The sequence below is a fragment of the Bacillus sp. SORGH_AS_0510 genome, assembly GCF_030818775.1.
In the GTDB taxonomy this organism is placed as follows: Bacteria; Bacillota; Bacilli; order Bacillales; family Cytobacillaceae; genus Neobacillus.
Genome location: NZ_JAUTAU010000001.1, coordinates 653345 through 673473, shown reverse-complemented (window position 1 = coordinate 673473; position 20129 = coordinate 653345). Strand labels below are relative to the sequence as shown.

Annotated in this window: 28 protein-coding genes; 12 read left to right on the top strand and 16 right to left on the bottom strand. The window is 34.7% G+C overall.

What is annotated here, in order from left to right:
- Positions 1–47: 47 nt before the first annotated feature.
- Positions 48–236 (bottom strand): amino acid transporter, encoded by a 189-nt coding sequence (locus tag QE429_RS03545; protein WP_307284150.1) that lies wholly within the window; start codon positions 234–236, stop codon positions 48–50.
- Between the two features lie 177 nt (positions 237–413).
- Here QE429_RS03545 and QE429_RS03540 point away from each other — a divergent pair, with 177 nt between their 5' ends.
- Positions 414–713, top strand: a complete 300-nt coding sequence (locus QE429_RS03540) for a TIGR04104 family putative zinc finger protein (RefSeq protein ID WP_307284147.1) — start codon at positions 414–416, stop codon at positions 711–713.
- Between the two features lie 324 nt (positions 714–1037).
- Here the strand turns inward: QE429_RS03540 and QE429_RS03535 are convergent, their stop codons facing one another.
- Positions 1038–1568, bottom strand: a complete 531-nt coding sequence (locus QE429_RS03535) for an SMI1/KNR4 family protein (protein WP_307284145.1) — start codon at positions 1566–1568, stop codon at positions 1038–1040.
- Between the two features lie 607 nt (positions 1569–2175).
- A complete protein-coding gene (locus QE429_RS03530) occupies positions 2176–2415 on the bottom strand; it encodes a hypothetical protein (RefSeq protein WP_307284142.1) in 240 nt (79 codons plus the stop codon).
- 156 nt (positions 2416–2571) lie between these two features.
- Here QE429_RS03530 and QE429_RS03525 point away from each other — a divergent pair, with 156 nt between their 5' ends.
- Both QE429_RS03525 and QE429_RS03520 read left to right on the top strand, forming a co-directional pair.
- Positions 2572–2793 carry a GNAT family N-acetyltransferase gene (locus QE429_RS03525; RefSeq protein WP_307284140.1) on the top strand — a complete coding sequence of 74 codons (222 nt, stop codon included), beginning with the start codon at positions 2572–2574 and terminating at the stop codon, positions 2791–2793.
- 269 nt (positions 2794–3062) lie between these two features.
- Positions 3063–3338 carry a late competence development ComFB family protein gene (locus QE429_RS03520; RefSeq protein ID WP_307284136.1) on the top strand — a complete coding sequence of 92 codons (276 nt, stop codon included), beginning with the start codon at positions 3063–3065 and terminating at the stop codon, positions 3336–3338.
- 117 nt (positions 3339–3455) lie between these two features.
- Here QE429_RS03520 and QE429_RS03515 read toward each other — a convergent pair whose 3' ends face one another.
- The 3 genes from QE429_RS03515 to QE429_RS03505 form a co-directional block, all read right to left on the bottom strand.
- Positions 3456–4328 carry an AraC family transcriptional regulator gene (locus QE429_RS03515; RefSeq protein WP_307284134.1) on the bottom strand — a complete coding sequence of 291 codons (873 nt, stop codon included), beginning with the start codon at positions 4326–4328 and terminating at the stop codon, positions 3456–3458.
- A gap of 210 nt (positions 4329–4538) precedes the next feature.
- Positions 4539–5372 (bottom strand): anti-sigma-V factor RsiV, encoded by an 834-nt coding sequence (gene rsiV / locus QE429_RS03510; RefSeq protein WP_307284132.1) that lies wholly within the window; start codon positions 5370–5372, stop codon positions 4539–4541.
- Positions 5373–5398: 26 nt separating this feature from the next.
- Positions 5399–5896 carry an RNA polymerase sigma factor SigV gene (locus QE429_RS03505; protein ID WP_307284130.1) on the bottom strand — a complete coding sequence of 166 codons (498 nt, stop codon included), beginning with the start codon at positions 5894–5896 and terminating at the stop codon, positions 5399–5401.
- A 370-nt stretch (positions 5897–6266) separates the two neighbouring features.
- On the opposite strand from QE429_RS03505, the gene QE429_RS03500 reads away from it, so the two are divergent.
- On the top strand, positions 6267–7040 hold the full coding sequence (locus tag QE429_RS03500; RefSeq protein WP_307284128.1) for a M15 family metallopeptidase: 774 nt from the start codon (positions 6267–6269) through the stop codon (positions 7038–7040).
- A 677-nt stretch (positions 7041–7717) separates the two neighbouring features.
- On the opposite strand, the gene QE429_RS03495 is transcribed toward QE429_RS03500, so the two are convergent.
- The 4 genes from QE429_RS03495 to QE429_RS03480 form a co-directional block, all read right to left on the bottom strand.
- Positions 7718–8155, bottom strand: a complete 438-nt coding sequence (locus QE429_RS03495) for a VOC family protein (RefSeq protein WP_307284125.1) — start codon at positions 8153–8155, stop codon at positions 7718–7720.
- 127 nt (positions 8156–8282) lie between these two features.
- Positions 8283–8597 carry a hypothetical protein gene (locus tag QE429_RS03490; protein ID WP_307284123.1) on the bottom strand — a complete coding sequence of 105 codons (315 nt, stop codon included), beginning with the start codon at positions 8595–8597 and terminating at the stop codon, positions 8283–8285.
- Positions 8598–8789: 192 nt separating this feature from the next.
- Positions 8790–9239, bottom strand: coding sequence for a GNAT family N-acetyltransferase (locus QE429_RS03485; protein ID WP_307284120.1), 450 nt, complete (start codon positions 9237–9239; stop codon positions 8790–8792).
- A 277-nt stretch (positions 9240–9516) separates the two neighbouring features.
- Entirely contained in the window at positions 9517–10389 is an 873-nt protein-coding gene (locus QE429_RS03480) for an SDR family oxidoreductase (RefSeq protein WP_307284118.1), read from the bottom strand.
- Between the two features lie 202 nt (positions 10390–10591).
- On the opposite strand from QE429_RS03480, the gene QE429_RS03475 reads away from it, so the two are divergent.
- The 7 genes from QE429_RS03475 to QE429_RS03445 all read left to right on the top strand — a co-directional run bounded on the left by QE429_RS03475 (position 10592) and on the right by QE429_RS03445 (position 14533).
- Entirely contained in the window at positions 10592–11026 is a 435-nt protein-coding gene (locus QE429_RS03475; RefSeq protein WP_307284115.1) for an Rrf2 family transcriptional regulator, read from the top strand.
- Positions 11027–11208: 182 nt separating this feature from the next.
- The gene (locus QE429_RS03470; protein ID WP_307284113.1) at positions 11209–11787 is read left to right on the top strand and encodes a CBO0543 family protein; all 579 of its coding nucleotides are present in this window, start codon (positions 11209–11211) and stop codon (positions 11785–11787) included.
- Between the two features lie 430 nt (positions 11788–12217).
- Entirely contained in the window at positions 12218–12463 is a 246-nt protein-coding gene (locus QE429_RS03465) for a spore gernimation protein GerQ (RefSeq protein ID WP_307284111.1), read from the top strand.
- Between the two features lie 16 nt (positions 12464–12479).
- Positions 12480–12848, top strand: coding sequence for a spore coat protein (locus QE429_RS03460; RefSeq protein ID WP_307284108.1), 369 nt, complete (start codon positions 12480–12482; stop codon positions 12846–12848).
- Between the two features lie 18 nt (positions 12849–12866).
- Entirely contained in the window at positions 12867–14003 is a 1137-nt protein-coding gene (locus QE429_RS03455; RefSeq protein ID WP_307284105.1) for a zinc-dependent alcohol dehydrogenase, read from the top strand.
- A 17-nt stretch (positions 14004–14020) separates the two neighbouring features.
- Positions 14021–14215 carry a hypothetical protein gene (locus tag QE429_RS03450; protein WP_307284103.1) on the top strand — a complete coding sequence of 65 codons (195 nt, stop codon included), beginning with the start codon at positions 14021–14023 and terminating at the stop codon, positions 14213–14215.
- A gap of 18 nt (positions 14216–14233) precedes the next feature.
- Positions 14234–14533, top strand: a complete 300-nt coding sequence (locus QE429_RS03445; RefSeq protein ID WP_307284102.1) for a spore coat protein — start codon at positions 14234–14236, stop codon at positions 14531–14533.
- A 108-nt stretch (positions 14534–14641) separates the two neighbouring features.
- Here the strand turns inward: QE429_RS03445 and QE429_RS03440 are convergent, their stop codons facing one another.
- The gene (locus QE429_RS03440) at positions 14642–15739 is read right to left on the bottom strand and encodes an L-dopachrome tautomerase-related protein (RefSeq protein ID WP_307284100.1); all 1098 of its coding nucleotides are present in this window, start codon (positions 15737–15739) and stop codon (positions 14642–14644) included.
- Between the two features lie 132 nt (positions 15740–15871).
- Positions 15872–16210, bottom strand: coding sequence for a DUF5655 domain-containing protein (locus QE429_RS03435; protein WP_307284097.1), 339 nt, complete (start codon positions 16208–16210; stop codon positions 15872–15874).
- Positions 16211–16473: 263 nt separating this feature from the next.
- Here QE429_RS03435 and QE429_RS03430 point away from each other — a divergent pair, with 263 nt between their 5' ends.
- The gene (locus tag QE429_RS03430) at positions 16474–17016 is read left to right on the top strand and encodes a CBO0543 family protein (protein WP_307284095.1); all 543 of its coding nucleotides are present in this window, start codon (positions 16474–16476) and stop codon (positions 17014–17016) included.
- A gap of 134 nt (positions 17017–17150) precedes the next feature.
- On the opposite strand, the gene QE429_RS03425 is transcribed toward QE429_RS03430, so the two are convergent.
- From QE429_RS03425 to QE429_RS03410, 4 genes are all read right to left on the bottom strand, one after another.
- The gene (locus tag QE429_RS03425) at positions 17151–17618 is read right to left on the bottom strand and encodes a hypothetical protein (protein ID WP_307284093.1); all 468 of its coding nucleotides are present in this window, start codon (positions 17616–17618) and stop codon (positions 17151–17153) included.
- Between the two features lie 137 nt (positions 17619–17755).
- Positions 17756–18268 (bottom strand): GNAT family N-acetyltransferase, encoded by a 513-nt coding sequence (locus tag QE429_RS03420; protein WP_307284090.1) that lies wholly within the window; start codon positions 18266–18268, stop codon positions 17756–17758.
- 414 nt (positions 18269–18682) lie between these two features.
- Positions 18683–19687: a DUF3231 family protein gene (locus QE429_RS03415; protein ID WP_307284086.1), complete on the bottom strand. Its 1005-nt coding sequence runs from the start codon at positions 19685–19687 to the stop codon at positions 18683–18685.
- A gap of 218 nt (positions 19688–19905) precedes the next feature.
- Complete coding sequence (locus tag QE429_RS03410; RefSeq protein ID WP_307284084.1) at positions 19906–20127, bottom strand: hypothetical protein; 222 nt, start codon at positions 20125–20127, stop codon at positions 19906–19908.
- Positions 20128–20129: the final 2 nt, after the last annotated feature.

Here is a 20129-nt window from a genome sequence, read left to right as displayed (position 1 = left end):
ATGAAAAGCTGCCAATGGGTGGCAGCCAGTTAAAAATAAAGTATTAGTTAGTGTAATAAATTTAAGATAATCAATAACAAGACCGATATTGATAAGAATCCAGCCATAAAAAACCCCAAATATTTTAATGGTTTTGGCAACTTTTTCACGGCATCTTTGCTAACATTGGCAGCATTTCCTTCTATCTTGTTAATGTGGTCTATTACATCATTAAATGGCTTATTTTCTTCAATCATACTACCACCTCTTTACCACATTTTAACATATATGTTTATTATATAATTGTATTAAATGTATATGCTCTATTAGTAAAATGGTAGTAGAAAGTTGTTTATATCCTATAAATGGAACTTATCGGTTATTAAGAACGTATATGTATTAACAGGTAATTTCTAAGAAAGGAGGAACTTGCATTGCCTACTTGTCAAAAATGTAGAAAAAATTGGACTTGGTTTGATTCGATAAAGAAATTATTAATATTTCGTAAAAGTATGAAATGTAATCATTGCGGAGAAATTCAGTATCAAAGCTCTTCTTCGAGAAATAAAACATCTTTATTTGTTCTACTTCCAATTATCACTATACCATTTTCTGTAATTTTTGATTTGTCATTAAATACTGTACTACTCTTGGAACTTATCTTGATAGTGGTGGTTCTGTTTGCAATGCCACTATTTTTGAAATTAACTGATAAAGAAGAACCATTATGGTGAGGAAAGGAGACTGTAAACTTGACAGTCTCCTTTTCTATTATCCCTTATCAACATTATTGATTAACATAGCCTTTTTATTAAATCTATTAGGTAGTAAATAAGTGAAATCAGAAATGCGATAAGTATAACGATTATTGTTCCAAAGGTATAAACTGCTGTTTCTTCATAGTAAGCTCCCCCTTTTCAATTTCTCTCTCCAAATCTTTTTATTATATAATTCTTTTACTTGCTTAAATATCCTCTACCCTTATTAAATTAACCTGCTTCATTAACACAAGAAAAGCCGCCTACGATGGCAACTTGGATCTTCAACTCTTGCACCCGTTACTTCAATAAGCCATTTTTTTTCAATTCGGCCAAAAATTCAGGGTCAACCCATACTTCTTCTACTTCATAGTCTTCCAAATCTTCGTCAGTAACAGATTTCATCATTTGAAGGAGGTTCTCGAAATTATTAGCTAGGGGTAAGAGTTTCTTATTTTCAATATCATCATTTTGAAATTCATTTTCGTGGTCCCAAAAAAATAAATGCCCATTGTCGCCAGCTAAACAGACGATATTACCACCTTCTGTTCTAGCTATTGGTATGTAGCCTTTAGGAATTCTATCTTTGTAAACCTTGAAATTTGCGACTAAATCATTGATTTTCATTACATCTATTCCAAAAAAATCAGTAATAGCAACCGAAGAAATCTCCCCATTTAGCAGTTCAATTATATTCTCATCGGGGTCGCCACCATTGTATTCCCTTAAAAAATCAATATACTTTTGTGGCAATTTATATCCAATCATATCTTGATAATCAGCTAACTTTTTATTATCAAGTTTTTTATTATTAGGTCTTATCGGTATCAAATTGTCCCCTCCTATTTAATGGATATTATAATTATAAACCGATTTCCTTATTAAGCTAACCTGCCCCGTTAGCTCAATAAGAAAATGGGATCGCCGCAGCCATCCCATTCTTAAACCCTTGCACCCATTTGTTTAATAAGAGTCTCTACAAAAAGCATTAATGCCTTCCTCTACACAAGCATATATTAAATTGAATTATCTTGTTGTACCTTATCTTTATTTGGTAAAACTGAAGAGATTTTTTTATGTATATCCTGTAATAAGTACAGTCCCCTAAAAATGCAGCCTACAATAATAGCGAAAGCAATAACACCAGCGATTTGTGGAGGGTTTATCATTAGTAAACACAAACCTAATATACCACTAAAAAAAATACATAAAAATAACTTCAAAACTATCATCTACTTCCTAATTAATTAGCTTACAATTGAATATTCCTCTTGAACTACCCAAAATCCTTCTTTCACTAACCTGCCCTTTAGCACAAGAAGAAAAAGCGTATCCACATTATTGTAGAAACGCACCCTTTAGTTGAATAAGAAAAAGGGACTGCAGTTGCAATCCTTCTTAACCTCAAGCATTCGTAAATTACATAAGGAAACACTCTTTATTCTTCTTTTATGAAGGTATTCACCAAAAGAAACATCCCACCAGATGATAGAATAAATCCGAATAATAAAACAGCCATTGACTTAATATAAACTTGCCAATCTTGTAATGATTCACTTTTAACCCTATACTGTTCTAATATCTGATTCGGATAATTGATATTAAAACTTACCAACATAATCAAAAATCCCACGAAAAGAAATCCGATTCCTATCCATAACGCTCCTTTATTTTTCAATATCTCGCCTCCACCAATAAGCTAATCTCACACTATTTAAATATATTGATTTATATTCGCTATTATTAACACCATACCTGCTTTCTTTAACTAACCTTCTTCTATTGTTTAATAACAAAAGGCTGGTTATTTTATCGCTGTATTGTCAGAGAAAATATGGAATGCTTTTTCGTTGATGTCTTATGGGTAGATGAATCATTACGTGGACAGGGCAAAGGGCAAGAATTAATTCAAATAGCCGAAACGTTTGCTCGTGAAAAAGGTTGTACGTTAATGCGACTAGAAACCTTTAGTTTTCAGGCTCCTGAATTTTACAAAAAGCTTGGATTTAAGGAGATCGGAAAACTGGACAATTTTCCAAAAGGATTCACACACTAGTTGATGTACAAAGAGTTAATTTAATAACGCTACGATCATATTAACTTTACAGTATCAATTGGATAACAAATCATGGTGCCTTACTATACAAACAAGGATAGTAAGGTTTTATATTTTTCCTTTGTCAACCATTATCCTCGAAGAGAAATAAGCCAACTGAACCGTCCCTTTCGTCATCAATTTTTTAATTGTTCATGATTTATACTAACTATCTGAAAAAATTGGTCGATAACTATAATGAATTCTTAAACATGAAGGGGAGTTCAACAGTGGATAGAAATTACATCAATGTCATGGAAGAATTTGTAGAATCTCTTGTTACCTTTTTATTACTTAGTCCGGATTTTCAGCTTTTCTGCAAATGTCAAAAGTGCAGGACTGACATTATAGCCTACAGCCTCAATAATCTGCCACACCATTATGTAACAACTGAGGATGGAAGAAAGACAATATTTGAACAGCTAAATAATGATTTAAATAGGAAATGGATCAACAAGAAAATTATCAGTGCCATTTATTTAGTAGGGCAATACCCTAAACATTAGTAGTAGGAAAACCATGGGGACGGTTCTAGTGGTTTTTTACTAGTTTAGAAGTGACGAATTCTTAGAGCGAAAACACTTAAAGAGAAAAAAAGCCGGCAGAACCGTCCCCCTGGCCCCTTATTTTTTTAAAACTGGAATCCAAATTTCGCACGTCACAGTTGGTGATGTTAAATCTTTGGTTTTGATCGACAAGATTTCGGGTCCTTCGGTCACCTGATAATTGGCAGACGGAAGCCACTCTGAATAAATCCTTCCCCAAGTTTCTTGTAGCGTACTAGGAAAAGGTCCTGTTGATTCAAATATCGCCCATGTTAAGGCAGGAACTTCCAGTTTCGAAAAGTTTTCAGGGCATTCTTGTGTTGTTGCTACTCCTATATACTGATCAAGCTCGCCTTTTTCTTCCATGCGGCCTTCAGAAAAGTTGATAGATACTTGAATCATTCCTTTAGGCTCAACATTAGAGAGTTTTTTTAATTGATCTATTTTTTCCATAGTCAAGGATTTCCACATGGCTGTAATTTCCGGGTTTTCTCCTTCAAAAATAATGGGAACTCTTTTCATGATACCAACTATGTTAAATGCCTCTTTTTGTTCCATTCGATAATTCATTTCATATCCTCCTCTAATGGATAATTGAAAGGTCATTAGTGGATAGGCTTTTAGTTGCTGTCCATTGTCTCTTGCCTCTGATGGCGTTACCCCATGCAAATTTTGAAAAGCTCTAGTAAACGAGTCCGGTGAACTGTATCCATATTTAATCGCTACATCAATTATTTTTACATGACTATTTATAAGCTCCAATGCGGCCAAGCTAAGTCGTCTACGACGGATGTACTCTGATAATGTAATCCCTGCAAGAAACGAAAACATTCTTTTAAAGTGGTATTCAGAACAATGAGCGATTCGTGCCACCACTTTGAAGTCTATTTCATTAGTAAGGTTATCCTCAATATACCTCATTGCATCATTCATACTCTTAAGCGAATCCATTATATGACCTCCTTTCATCCATAGAATAACAGGATTTGAATGTGACCAACCGACATTATGTGCACCATTTTGTCGGTATAATCCTTGCTTTAACTGTTAACACAAGCATAAATCCTTTGCCAACAGCTTCTTCATTTGGATAAGAGGAAGCGGTGTCGGTCTGCTTCTTAACGGATATACTTGTTTCCAACTAATTCCTTAGCAAGAATATCAGTTGGTATTTTCAAATTCCACAATACCCATATAACCGGGAGCCACATCATATTTGTTAAAGGAGATCACTAATTTGTTATTTTTGTTGATATAAAAGTTTTGACTCTCTGATATTTGTTCAAATGGATCAATTGGATTCTTCAAACCCGCATTTCGAATCCAATAGACTTTGGTTTTATCTTCCTTCATCTTCTGTTTCATCTGTTCTTTTATATTTTCGCTTATAATTGTTATATATTTTTTATCTTTAAATAAAATGGGCAAAGTTAATAATACTTGATTTTTCTTATCGATTGTATCGTATTGAAAGGTAGTAGAAGAGGAACCTACAGTATTAACTACATATCTTCCAATTGATAAAATATTTTCATTATCAGTCTTTATGACATAACCACTTTCTACCCCAGTATGGCCGTCTCCATTTTCCTTTAATTGAACCATTTCTTTTTTAAATTCTTGATAAAGCTGCTGATTTTCTTTTAGATATTTTTCATTCAGACTTTTCTCAAGCTGTTTATTTTTCAAACCGGATATAGCTGGTACTTTTATTTTAGCATGATGCTTTTCCTCATCAACGTTATACTCGACAAATGTAAATACCTTAATCAACTCTTTAACTACTGGAACCTTTGATAACGTATTTGCTAAAGTTGGACTTGCATTTATAGATACTACAAAAATCACCATTGCTGCTGCCAACCCTACAAGAATGTCCGTTCGAATCCTTCTCTTTCTCGTTTTCCTTCTGACATTATCAATCAAAGAATCCAATTCTTTTGGGATTGGGACGCTCAAATATTCCGCTTTTAATTTTTCTAGCTTTTTATCCATTTTCTTGTTTACCTCCCAAAATAATATTAATTTTCTTCTGTTTCTTCCATTTGAATTCGCAGCATCGATAATGCCCGATGTATTCGAGTTTTTATTGTATTTTGATTTTCCTCCAAAATTTCTGCTATCTCATCAATTTTTAAATCCTCAAAATATCGTAATACAATAACTGTTCGATAAATGGGAGGCAGCAGATCTATTGAATTTCCCAAATCAATATCTTGGTAACGGTCACTTTTTCCATGTGCGTAAGATTCCAATTTGGTATCCTCCACAACAATTATTTTTTTTCGCCGTCTTAAGAAATCCAAAGAGGTATTAACAACAATTCGGTAAAACCAGCTTTTGAGTTTTTGACCGTCTCTCAATTCTCCTATTTTTAAAAGAGCTTTTTGTATTGAGTCCTGCACAATATCTAAAGCATCTTCTGAATTTTTTACGTAACTATAGGAAAGACGATAAAAATTCTCTCTATTTTCTGATATCAATTCAATAAGTGCTTCTTCTTTCTTCCTTTTTTTCATTCGCTTAAAGCTCCTTTTGATATTCTGGCATGCTGTATGAAAAAGACGTCTGGCCGGAACAAAAAGTTTGTTTCCTAAAAAGTAAAATTTCAAAAGGATAATATATGTTACTTTATACAGAATTCCCCAATTTACACATATTTGATGTTAACAATGGAAGTTTAAAAATGAAGGCAAGGACACATGGTAAAAATTTTTAAATTGGTCAAACTTTTTTCGTCTCAAAAACATCTATCTAGTAGAGAAACAAAAGGTGGGCCAACAAATGAGGAAAAAGTGAGCAGAAAGTTTACTATGGGTAGCTTCTTCGTTTGTCTCATCATGGTCACAGTAGGAATTAATCAATCAGAGGGAAATCAAGGAGGTATGTATGTTCAAAAGTGGTATAAGTGTATTAATGATGATTTTAATCATAATTGATATAACTAGTTGTATGAGAAATTCAAATCATTTATCTACATCCAAAGCAAAGGAAGTAAATTTAACGAAAACCACAAATAATTCTATTGAAATTGAAAAGATTAGTAAACAAAAGGCAAGCGAAACTACTTTGGCTCCCTATCCAACATCGATAACAGTCGTTGTTAACACCCATTATTACATGCCTGAAAACTATGAACCGAAAGATCTAGTTTATCCAGACGTTCCTTTTTTATTTAAAGAAAAAATAGAAAAGCGAAAAATGAGAAGGGAAGCAGCCATAGCTTTAGAAAAAATGTTTGCTGCGGCAAAAAAAGATGGAATTTATTTAAGCGGTGTATCCGCCTACCGTTCCTATAATACACAAAAAGCTTTATTTAACGATTATGTTCAAACAGATGGTTTTGAAAAGGCCAAAAGCTATAGTGCTATTCCAGGAGCAAGTGAACATCAGACTGGTTTAGCGATTGATGTAAGCGGAAGTTCGGGTAAATGTGCGGCACAGTCCTGTTTCGCCAAAACGAAAGAAGCTGCTTGGTTAAAAAAAAATAGTGCAAAATACGGTTATATTATCCGCTATCCGAAAGGAAAAGAATTCATAACAGGTTATCAATATGAACCTTGGCATATTCGATATGTTGGTAAGATTTCAAAGGCAATTAAAAGTCAGGGGATTACTTTAGAGGAATATTCACATGTGTATCCTGTTACGAAAAATAAATAGCGAATTATGCTAATGTGAATCTTTTTAATGTAATATTTAACTACATTCACAATGTAATTCATAAAATGAATGGATATGTGCTGCCCGTTACTTTATAAGAGAAACCCCTAGGAAATGGGCTGGCTTGATTTACTTAAACACACCCCGTTACCTTTAGTGTAATGTTTCAGAATCTTCTTTAGCCCCCTCCATCTTTATTACGGTGTTTCAACCAACCGATCCTATTCTCCTTGGTAATCCAATTTAATTAATAACATCTACCGAAGAAAGCACTTTACTCCAAGTGCTTTCTTTTATTTTAGTGATTGTACCCTTACTATTTACCGAGTTAAAACAGTAACTCCTATCCAGCCAACTAGTAAAAAATTAGGAGCTACCAACAACACAGTTAACCATATAAACTTCTTAGACAGGGAAACCGCTGACCCAACAAAAAAAAGTGGAAATACTAACCCCCATATGAAAAAACGGGGTGTAGCGGCAAGATAAAGTGATAAAGGTAATATAAGTATTGATGCTATTAAAAGAAAATTAGGTTTTCTTAATCTAATAGCTAAAATTGAGACCAAAAGAGAAGCAATCATAAAAGGCCAAAATAATAGTTGCATATAGTTCCTCTACTTTCCCAAACGGAATATTAATCTTACTTCCAATTATATTCCAGTCCCATTCAATATTTATCCGATTTTCTCCGCCAACTCTAAAATAATTCCTTCTGGGCCCCGAACGTAGCATAATTTATAACTTTCTTCATATTGCTCTATCTCACTAAAGATTTCCGTGCCCCTCTTTTTCAATTTTGCAACAATAGCTTCAAGATCTTCAACAGCAAAGCAAATATGTCGGATACCCAGCGTATTTGCAAAAGGTGGCTGAATACCTTCTTCATCTGACGGCGTATAAAATTTAACTAGCTCTATCCATGCCTGACCATCTGGCATCCCCATTCCTACACATGCCGTTCTAACACCCTTAAGCCCAACTATTCTGTCCAACTGCTCTCCATCCAATTCCCATTCCGCTTTCACTTCAAGTCCTAAATCAACAAAGAACGCCTTAGCCTCTGAAAGATCATTTACGTTAATACTCACATGATCTATTCTATTGATCTTCATATCTCATACCTCCTATATTCCTGCTATTTTCAATACCTGTATTTAGTGTAAGGTTTGTTTGAAATTCTAATTCGCTTAAAACAGAAAATATCCTTATTCAACAAACCAATTGGGATCTATGAAATAATTACTTCCTGAGTAATGAAAATAGATAGTAAGTAAAATAAATTGGCAGATTGACAACAAACAAAGAGGCAATTAAGGATAACAGATTGATTGATATGGGATTTTCCCAGGGAGAAGACATTGACATAACATAAGGGAATGGTGGGTCAAAGCTAGATAGGTCTTGATTTACAAAAGGAAACGGCAAACCAAATGCAGCATGTTTCAGTTCTTCAGAATTGCTTACAGAACTTTTGCTGAAAAATGGTGACAGTAGAACTAGAAGGGTAGCTATTAAACATAAATAGAACAAGAACAAGAACTTCCTCTTAATCATTCCACCTCACCCACTTTTCATAATTTTATAAACGAATTATACCATATATACAAAGAAATTCTATGTAACAATTTAGTTTTGTTCAATGCCACTCGCCACAATACTTTATGTATAGAAGAAATCAATCAGGCAGATTGAGGATCCACCAACAGAGTTAATAGAATAGTGCAATACCATTTATCATTCCATTATTTATTTGGATATCCACTCATATTGAATATCAGGTAGATTTTCTTCATTTTCGTATCCTCTACCAATAATTTTAAATCCATTCTTTTCATAAAATCGTTGTGCGTTTTCATTTATTTCAAATGTATATAATGTTAATCTCCCACTTGATTTTTCTTTTGCATTGTCAAGTAATGTTTGCCCTATACCAAATCTTTGATAATCAATATGAATATAAAGTTGGCTTATCTCCTTTTCATTATAGGCAATCATCCCAACGACTTTGTCATCAATTAAAGCTAAATCTATTTGATACTGCTCAGTTAATATATGATTTAAAAAATAAATATGATTTTCAAAGCTATGGATTTCTTTCTGACCAATAGCCCGTTCCTTACTATCTCGCCACATTTCCACTGTCTGTTCAGCATATGTAGAATGATACTGAGCTATTATAACTTTGTGTTGGTTCATTACAATACCTCCTTAAAGATTTATGAGTTGTTTCCTATTTTTAATGGATGAATAGCACACGTTGCGAGTACTTTATATATATTTCTATCTTCTTTTATTATCATCCTGCCAGACAATACCCTGTCAAAAATGAAAACTTCTCTAGTTAGAGAATTCGCAAAAATTTTCCTGAAAACCATCGAGCAAAAACATTAAATTTACATTGCAATCCTCATTCCCGATCCAAAAAACATTCTTGCAAAAAAACCGACTTTATGTCGGTTCTTTCAAGTAAATTTTATTTTGTTTTTGAAATTTCATTAACAATTTGATTGAGTGCTTCATTAATTGGAGTAACTGGACGACCAAGAACTTTCTCAAAATCACTGCTTTCAACTTCAAGTGAACCGTTGCGAATGCTTTCTTGAATTCCTACTACAATCGGAATCACAAAATCAGGCAAACCTAAACCTTTCATGATTTCTGCATATTTTTCGTCACTAACTTGTTGTACAGGTATTTCTTTACCCAATATATTACCTAGAGTAGATGCTAATTCTTCTTGAGTTAAAAGAGGACCAGAAAGTTCATAAACTGTATTTTCGTGACCGTTTCCAACAAGTACTGCTGCTGCAGCATCTGCGTAATCTTGTTGCAGTGCCCAACCTACTTTACCTTCTCCAGCAGAAGTCACCCATGGAGCTCCTGAAATAGCGCCTTGAATACTTCCAATTTCGTTTTCCAAATACCAATTGTTACGTAAGAAAGAATAAGGGATACCCGTTTTAATGATGGCTGCTTCTGTCGCAAAATGAGGTGGAGACATTAAATTTTTGCTTTCGGTTGCATTGGCTAAACTTGTGTAAGCAATAAATTTTACCCCTGCACGTTCAGCTGCTTTGACAGCATTAGCATGTTGTTTGATTCTTGTTTCATTGTCACCATCGGCAGAAATAATTAATAATCGGTCAATCCCTTTCAAAGCATTATCTAATGTTTCTGGACGGTCAAAATCACCTTGACGAACTTCCACTCCACGATTACGAAGTCCTTCTGCTTTCTCTGGATTTCGGACACTCACCACCAAATTACTTGCAGGTACTGATTTCAATAATGAATCTACAACCTTGGAACCTAATTTTCCAGTTGCTCCAGTTACTAAAATTTTCATTAAAATTCCCCCAGTCAAATTTGTTCTGTAACAATATGAATTACATGTATTCATTTTAGTTACATGTAATCAATTTGTCAACAGGTGAAAGAATTTATATTATTTTTTTCGTATTTTGGTATAATAAGCTTGTAATCAAAACAATTACATGATGAGGGAATAAAATAATATAAGGATTAGTTTATAGGGGTGGTGACTGAACATGTCCATCAGCAGCCGATTTGCAGTAGGAATTCATATATTGACTCTAATTGAATTAAATAATGAGGGAGTAACATCTTCTGAATTTTTAGCTACGAGTGTTAACACGAACCCAGCGGTTATAAGAAAACTAATGGGAATGCTAAAAAAAGCTGGTTTGATAGAGGTACATCCAGGAATTGCAGGTGCTAAACTCGCAAAGGAATTATCTTGTATCACTCTCTTTGACGTATACAAGGCAGTGAATGTTGTCCAGGAGAAAGAGTTGTTTAGCATACATGAAAGTCCACATCCTGATTGTCCCGTAGGTAGGAACATCCAAAATACAATTGAACCATTATTCACAGCAGCACAATTAGCAATGGAGAAAGTCTTAAGAAATGTTACTTTAGAAGATGTCGTGAGAGACATTACTATGAAAGAAAATATCTGTTAGTAAGGGCATTCCAAAGGAATGTCTTTTTTCTCTTTCTACTTCAACTTACCTGCCCCTTAAGGACATTTCTTCACAATATCATCGAAATGCGAAATAATTATCTTCTTTATTTAATAACTAATAAACCCAATATATTAGGTTATTCTAACTATATAATTGGCTTACATTTGGGAGGAAGTTTAATGGAACGCTTAGATGAATTTGACAAGATTCTATACGGTAGAAAAGAGAATACCGATTCTTTAATTAATTATTGGGCAGACTATTCTAACCCTTCTACGTGGCAGTTTTGGGTTTTAATCGCTATTCTTTTAGTCCCATTGGTTATTCTTTATCTTAAAATTGACCGAAGTAAAGTATTTCTAATTGGTTTCTATGGATATAACGTTCATGTTTTTTTTACATTTATTGATCTATACGGTATAAATCGAGGGTATTGGCATTACCCTTATCAGGTTATCCCTGCACTGCCAAGCATCTCATTGGACACTTCCATGGTCCCTGTGGCTTTCATGCTCATTTACCAATGGACATTAAATAATCATAAAAATTATTACCTATACGCTATAATAACTGCTGCTATATTTGCATTTATTTTAAAGCCTATTTTAGTAAGTACTGGTCTTTTTAGAATGTACGGTGAAATTAATTATTTTCACTTATTTTTTGGATACGTATTTGTACTTTTAATAGCAAAGTTTATAACTTGGTTATTTCATAAATTACATAAACCTACATTCTCAGCTCAGAATAGACAATAGTAAAGTACTCATAAAATATGGGTGCTTTTTCCACATTTATCAGTCCGATTAAGGTCTTTCTAATAACCGAACTCAAGAAAGCATAGTTTGAAGTACAGAAAGTCACTATTAACATACTTTTCTTTATTATTTTTCAAAAGCTTCTAAGCTACTCCATTTTCCGAAACAAGTTTCAAACACTCTTCTATCATCAATCTATGGACTATAAGTTCAACAAAAAAAGCGTTAATCCTTGAACATTTTCATAGTTACAAGAAAAAAGACATCCAACAATCATCCTCATCCATCACAATAAATGAATCCCCTTCAATTTATGAATGTTCCGAACATTATGGATAATTATCTATCTTAAAAAACATTAAAGAATGTTTACTCCGATTTTTGGAACAATACAATTGATTCCATTAACGAATAAGGAGGGTAATTAAAAATGGATAATCAGAAATTAGCCGATCATGAGTCATTGGATCTACATGAAGTTATTAACTTTAAAACCCTTTGCTTAGCGAAATCAAAACTAATGCAAGGACTGGTATTTGATGATGATTTGAGAGCATTAATGCAAAAAGATGTCGAACAATCCATGCAAGCGCTTGGAGAATTACAGGCAATTTATCAACGTGCACCTTTTGAAGCGCCTGTTCCTCAAAACCGGCCAACACCAATAGTAAACTGAAAAGGAGGCAAATTCATTGAACAATGACTATTTAGACCCTATAAACTCGCTTCACGTACCAGAGCTAGCAGATACCACATTTGCAATGGATTTACTCCTTCGTGCAAAAGAAGGTGTTCGCAATATTGCTGTAGCATTAACGGAATCCGCATCCCCTGATGTTAGAACCGTCTTACGTAACCAATTATTACAAGGGATTGCCATGCACCAAGAAATTACTGAACTAATGATTAATAAAAAATGGTTCCATCCATATGAACTAAGTGAACAGTATAAACTAGATCAACTCTCTGCCAACAATACATTGATGATTGGCAAAATGAATCTATTCCCTGTTGAGACCAATCGAAAAGGTATGTTTGACCGGACACCTGATGAACACTAACACTGGAGGCTGTAACCAATGAAGGCAGTAACGTATCAAGGAATTAAAAATGTTGTAGTCAAAGAAGTTCCAGATCCAAAGATTGAAAAACCAGATGACATGATTATTAAAGTAACGAGTACAGCGATATGTGGGTCTGATTTACATTTAATTCATGGCATGATTCCTAACTTGCAAGAAAACTATGTTATTGGCCATGAACCAATGGGAATCGTCGAAGAAGTTGGTCCAGGTGTGACTAAGCTAAAAAAGGGGGATCGAGTAATTATCCCCTTTAATATAGCATGCGGTGAATGCCAATACTGTAAAAACCATTTGGAAAGCCAATGTGATAATTCAAATGATAATGGTGATATGGGTGCCTATTTCGGATATTCTGGTACGACAGGTGGCTATCCAGGTGGGCAAGCTGAATATTTAAGAGTGCCATTTGCCAACTTTACTCATTTCAAAATTCCAGAGACTTGTGAAGAACCAGATGAAAAGTTAGCGGTTATTGCCGATGCGATGACTACTGGTTTTTGGAGCGTTGACAATGCAGGTGTAAAGGATGGAGATACGGTTATTGTTCTTGGCTGTGGCCCGGTTGGTCTTTTTGCTCAAAAATTCTGTTGGTTAAAAGGGGCAAAGCGAGTCATTGCCGTTGATTATGTTAATTATCGCCTGCAGCACGCAAAGCGCACCAACAAAGTAGAAATTGTTAACTTTGAGGACCATGAGAATGTAGGAAGTTACCTGAAGGAAATCACCAAAGGCGGCGCTGATGTAGTCATTGATGCAGTTGGTATGGACGGTAAAATGACTGATCTGGAGTTCCTTGCGAGTGGAATGAAGCTTCAAGGCGGAGCATTAAGTGCATTTATCATGGCTTCACAAGCAGTGCGTAAAGGCGGGACAATTCAAGTTACTGGCGTTTACGGCGGCAGATATAATGGTTTCCCTCTTGGAGATATTATGAACCGCAACGTCAATATCCGCTCCGGTCAAGCACCTGTCATCCACTATATGCCATATATGTTTGAATTAGTTACGACCGGAAAAATTGATCCAGGAGATGTCGTAAGTCATGTGCTTCCACTTAGTGAAGCAAAGCGTGGCTATGAGATTTTTGACACAAAAATGGATAATTGTATAAAAGTCGTTTTGAAACCTTGAGGAAGGAGGTATAAAAAATGAACTACGCCCTACATGAAGTTCTTGAGGTCCATGAGATGGCTGCTTTTAAGACCACTTGTTTAACTAAATCCAAAACGATGAAAGCGTTAGTTACAGATCCGCTATTAAAAGATATTATGTTGCAAGACATTGATGTATCTACAAGACAATTACAAGAATATGCTTCTATCCTTTCCAACGCTAAGCAGTAAATTAGGAGATGAATGAACATGAATCCAATCATTGAAACTTTAACTGGCATGGACGGACTATCGGATCAAGTCGTTGCAATGGATCTACTCATTTCAGCTAAAAGTGGAGTTAGAAATTATGCCATGGCAGTAACAGAATCAGGAACACCGGAAATTAAAGAAATACTCACTCGTCATTTAGTGGAAGCACTTGATATGCATGAACAAATATCCGCATACATGGTAGAAAAAGGATGGTACCATGCTTGGGATACAAACGAACAGATCAGTTTGGATTTAAATAATATCAATACAGCATTGAACTTACCGATATTATAAAAATTTCCAGGAACAGTTTTAACAAACTGTTCCTATTAAACCATTATGAGTTTATTTGGCAGAAGTAAATAACCTTATTGCTAACTCGTGTTTGTTTTACACAATATATTATGAAAAGGTCGGAGCAGGAAATTCATCAATTTTGATACGAAGTAAACTATAAGGTTTCTGTCGTAAGTCTTTTCCATAATGAAATCTAGGCTGTCGATGTAATTGGTTCACGATGACATACAAATATTGATCCGGACCAATTGAAAAAGTATCCGGCCACAAAATTCTCGGATCATGTGCGATAGTATCCATTATGCCAGTTGGCAATATCTTACGGATACTGTTGTTTTCATAATCTCCAGCATAAACTGTTCCCTTTGCATCGGTGATCATTCCATCAGACGCACCTTTTTCTCCCCAATACTCCACATGATAAGGTAAATCCATGTCCGGTATTGTTCTGTCTCTCAGGGCTTCTGTTGAGATCGAGAACAAGTGACGACTGGTTAGTGGAGCAAAATATAATATCTTTCCATCGGGAGAAATCGCAAGACTATCAGACGCCAATCTAAATGGAGAAGTTGAACCATCTTTGTTTCGATTCATTAAAATTTGACCTTCTACTTTCGGTAAAAAATAGGGATCGGGTGAAGTTGAATTTGCCCCATTTAACCGTCTAAACGCGTTTCCATTTGATAAATCTACGACGATAATAGCTCCTGGTCCTTTGGAAGAAGAATCCGTAATATAGGCATAACCTGCTTTTCCAACACGAAAATCAAAACGGACATCATTCAGATAAGTTGTGGGCAGGACAACATCTTCTGTAAAGGTATATACTTTTCTTATTGTATTGGTTTCTAAATCAACAGCGACTAATTTTGCACCCCCTTTAATAGGTTCAGAAAAATTGGGTGCCGCTGTATCTAATATCCAAAGCGTTCCCCTTCCATCAGCAACTACACTTTGGACACTGATGAAAGTCATTGTGACATTCTCGGGGTTAACCAAATTGGTTTGTAAATTAGGATAAGGCTGCAATTTATCCTCAACAATTTCCGCCACCGTAAATTTAACATCGTCTCCCCATTTTGGAAAGCAAATGAAAATACGACCGGTTTCTGAAACAGTAACACCTGTAGGCATAGCCCCATAAAATGCATAAACTAGTTCTAAATTACCGAAATATTTTTCACTAGGTAACATAGGTTTCATAATATCCTCCTCAAGCATTCAAACGGGATATAACCTATATATGATATATATTTTTTCTAGTGCATATTTCTTAATAAGTTTTTCTATACGAAAAGATGATTGAACTGATGGTAATAAATATCCTTTCTCTCACTAACTCATTAATTGATATGATTCTTTTAAAAGAACAAAAAACTCTTGATTTAGTTCGTCTTCACTATAAAATCTAAAGTTATTGTGAAATCTGTTTTTTGAAACTTGTTCAATTTTAGTAATTTTCCCGTGTTCAATTTGATGGTATGTTACTAAATTAAAATCTAACCATTTCTTTTTTGGATGAACTCCTCCGAAGGAAGATTTATTCAAAAGATGTATTGAAGTCTTTTTAAACTCAATTTCAAAAGGTCCTATTTCTTTCAATAAATCGAGTATTTTTGAATACATCTCATAAACATTAGATGCCTTATTTGAGAATAATTCATCTTCTGACATATCACCATCTCCTACTTTCACTTTAACATATTAAACTTTATTTCCTTTATTTTTGCCTCTTTTTACATCACTTTACCATTTCTTTATTCACTAACCGCTACATTACTTAAAGAAGAAACTGCGCTTTTATTACACCTTTTCATCGTAATACGCAACATATGTTTTGGGAATATACATGAAAAAAATACAAATAATACTTCTATTACTTAAAGAGGGGATTAGAAATCCCAATATGCTAAATATATTGAAAGTAGGTATTGAGCTTGAAACCAACACCAGGAATGCACAAAACCTTTTGGGAATATCATAAAGCATTTGACCATCGAATGATTGCCTGGAAACATGAAGTGTTATTTACATGGCAATGGTGGTTAGGCATCACTTTTACAATAATCCCTTGGGCTGTTTGGTTAATTATTAGGAATAGAAATAGCACTGGTCGATTACTTTTTGCGGGTAGCTTTGTCGCACTTATCTCACTTACATTTGACAGCGTTGGTGTGCAACTTTCACTTTGGAATTATACTCGTCCAGTTACACCTGCAATACCCTCTTATGTCCCATATGATTTTTCACTAATGCCTATAAGTATCATGTTTTTAATTCAATTCCTTCATAAAAGAAATCCTTGGATAGTGGGACTGATTTATGGGTTAGTTACTTCTTTTATAGGTGAACTATTTTTTCAGTTTATTGATGTATATCATCCTGTACATTGGGGGCCTTGGTACTCATTCCCTATCTATGTAATTATTTACGTTATTGCCCATAAAATAGCTCTAAGCGATAAATTTAGACAATTTTAGGCGTAGTATTACACGCCTTTTTAATTCGTCTTTTCATTCAAGGGTGACTTAAAGCTGTCATCGCAGTTTTGAAATATCCTGCACAATAAGAAGACAGGATCGCCGTAGCATCCCGTTTTCTACTTAAGCTCCCGTCATTTCAATATCCGATAGTAATAAAACCTTGCATCACTAAAAGCACTATCTAGTTCCGTTAAAGCAACAAATATCTGACCAATAGCAATAACAGCCAATAAAAAAATAATTGCCCCTCCATCTTTAAACCTTAGTTTATTTTTCATATGAAGTAATACTTCGAATACTATGAAAATGAAAAAGATTATTATAAATACACATACTTTTATGGATTGATTCTTAATATCAATAATTGCTTGCTTAAAATTATTTAATTCTTTTCTATTTTCTTCAGTCTCTTCAAATACTGATTTATTCCCTTTGTGCTCTAAAGTCCAAGTGTACTCATTACCTTCTTTTGTAATTAGATATTTATATCCCCCTGCTTTTCCTTCACTTATAACAGATGATGAACCTGCAAGAACATTTGGAACAACTAATAAAAGAATTAAAACAGCAAGAAATAGCCAAATGAATCTTTTTGCCATCAGAATCCTCCTTCCTATAACTACTTTACTACGGTTATTGGAAAATAAGGACATATATCTTGTTGCACTATCCTCCCCCGGGAGTTTAAGTACATTTTTTCACATTCTTTTATAAAAATTAAGAACTGAAATTCCAGCTATTGTCCAATTAAGTTATAACGCCAATTATTGCACCGCATAAAGCTTCCTGGAGGATATTCAAATTCGCATTCAGAGATAAACTGAAAATCAAGCTTCCGACAAATTGTATTAGAAGCAGGATTATCAATCGATGGGAATGCGTGGATGTATTTATATTTGTTCTCACTAGATGCTTCTTCAATTGCCAACTTTACCGCTTTTGTAGCTATTCCCCTCCCTTGATAAAAGGGTAGAACGCTCCATCCAGTTTCATATACACTCTCATTATTCCAAGTAGTTTGCCAATAGCCCACTGAACCTACTGGTTCTAATTCTGGTAACAATTTAATGCTGAACATACGACCTCTATTACCCAGTTCAAGATATCGTTTATGTCGCTTCAAAATCTGCTCTTTACTCTCTGGACCTCCAAGATGCTGCATCATTTCTGGAGCGTTTATAAGAAAAAGTAAATCAAGGTCATTATCCTCCCAAGGCTTTATCTGAATGATCTGGTTACTTGCTTCCAAATTTTCTTCATCCTCTCACCATTTATTATTTACTCTTTCTTTACGAAAGCTAACAATCCTCTTTTTAATGATATTGTTGTTTAACTAACCTGCTCCGTTTTGCTTTAATTTTATATTCATAAGGATAACCGCACCTGTGCCAAATGTTTTTTGAAAAAGGCTCTGTTAAACTTGCCTGTTGATTTCCGCTCCAGACGCTTCGCTTTCCGTGGGTGTTTCGGCGAGCCTCCTCGACGCAAGCGTCTGCGGGGTCTCTCCTGAACCATACTCCCACAGGAGTCTTCGCGTCTTCCGCTCCAATCAACAGGGTGCAATAATCAACATTGTTCTTTAACACAGCCTTGAAAAAAACAAATAAAAAGCTTGTGAAGAATAAACAGTACCTTTCTCCACAAGCCAAGTATTCATTATCTCTCATTTTTTTGGCATAGCTAACTTCTTCCGATCTTCCGCCAAAGGGGGTTGTTCAATCCATTCATTTTTTATCATTATGTCCATCCACATTTTCCCTATTTTAGCATCATCCGCAATAGCTTCCAGATACTTAGGATGAAGATCCCTTCTAGGAGAAGATGCCCATCCTGTACCATAATAAATCATAGCAGTAGTAAATAAAAAGCCTACATGAAACATGATTAGCTTTTCTGAAAACGGAGAAGTAGTAGAATCTGTTATATCTGCGTCAAAAGTAGGGGGTGCAGGTAAGTGTTCTTGATTCAATACTTCATAAAATACGTTTATGTGTTTATCCTTCGTTTTCACTGCTTCTAACATAAACTTACGGATATTTTTATCTTTCACAACTTGGCTAAAGGCCATCGTGACAGCTTTTGCCATTATACTCTTCTTTAAATTAAAATAAATATCTGTAATCTCGATGCAGGATAGTGGTCTTACCTCACCAAACCATCCTGCTAGAAAGTGGTCATCCTTAACATAATCTGCTCTATCCGACGGGAGTATAGCTGGCGGTCGAGCATATATTCCTTTTTCTAGCATTAAATCCTTGGACCAGTTACATAAATCCACTGCTGATGATATACAATGTGTAAAATATTCACGAATGTCTTTACGCGCACATGTCGTAAGCGCCCCACTATATCCATGGCAGCCATGAATAGACATGATATTAATATAAAATAAACTTAAATTATCAGAAAATAGAGCAGGAGTGTCCGGTACCAAATCATTTTCTGTAAAACCAATGGGAATTGGGTAATCTTCTGCGGTCATAAATTCTTTAATTTTCTCAATATGTTGCTCACTAAGAGAGATTGATTGCTGAAAAATGTTTGAGATTTCTTTGTCTTTTATGTTCTGTAACATATGTTTATTAATACAAAGAGCTGCAGTATCATTCTGATACTGTGACCAAAGTGCCGCTATCTCGCTTGATACCATTTTGGGTTTATGCTCCAATTTCCTACACCTCTTTTTATGTAAAAAAGTATCTTTACTAAAGAGTTTTCTCCAAACAGGCTTTTATTAATCTAACGAATTCAGTTCTGGCCCCCTAATGGTGGTGGAAGTATTATTTGCCAAACTAAAAAGGATCGCCGCGGCGATTCCTTGTATTATTCGATTATAGATTAGTGGACGAGTTAAATAATTATTACACAACGCACTGAACGTAAGGGTTACATAGGTAGAGTAACCTCGATAGTGGTCTCTTTATTTTCTACACTTGAGATTAAGAGCGTACCGTTATGATTTTCAATGATTTTTACTTGAATGCGGGAGTAGACCCTCTCGTAAATGAATTGGTCTTCGATCACTAGTATGTGATTTCCCTTTTCAATTACCACTATATGTAGGAAACTGCATATCCATATGCTAAAGAATGTAAAAACAGCCCCCATTT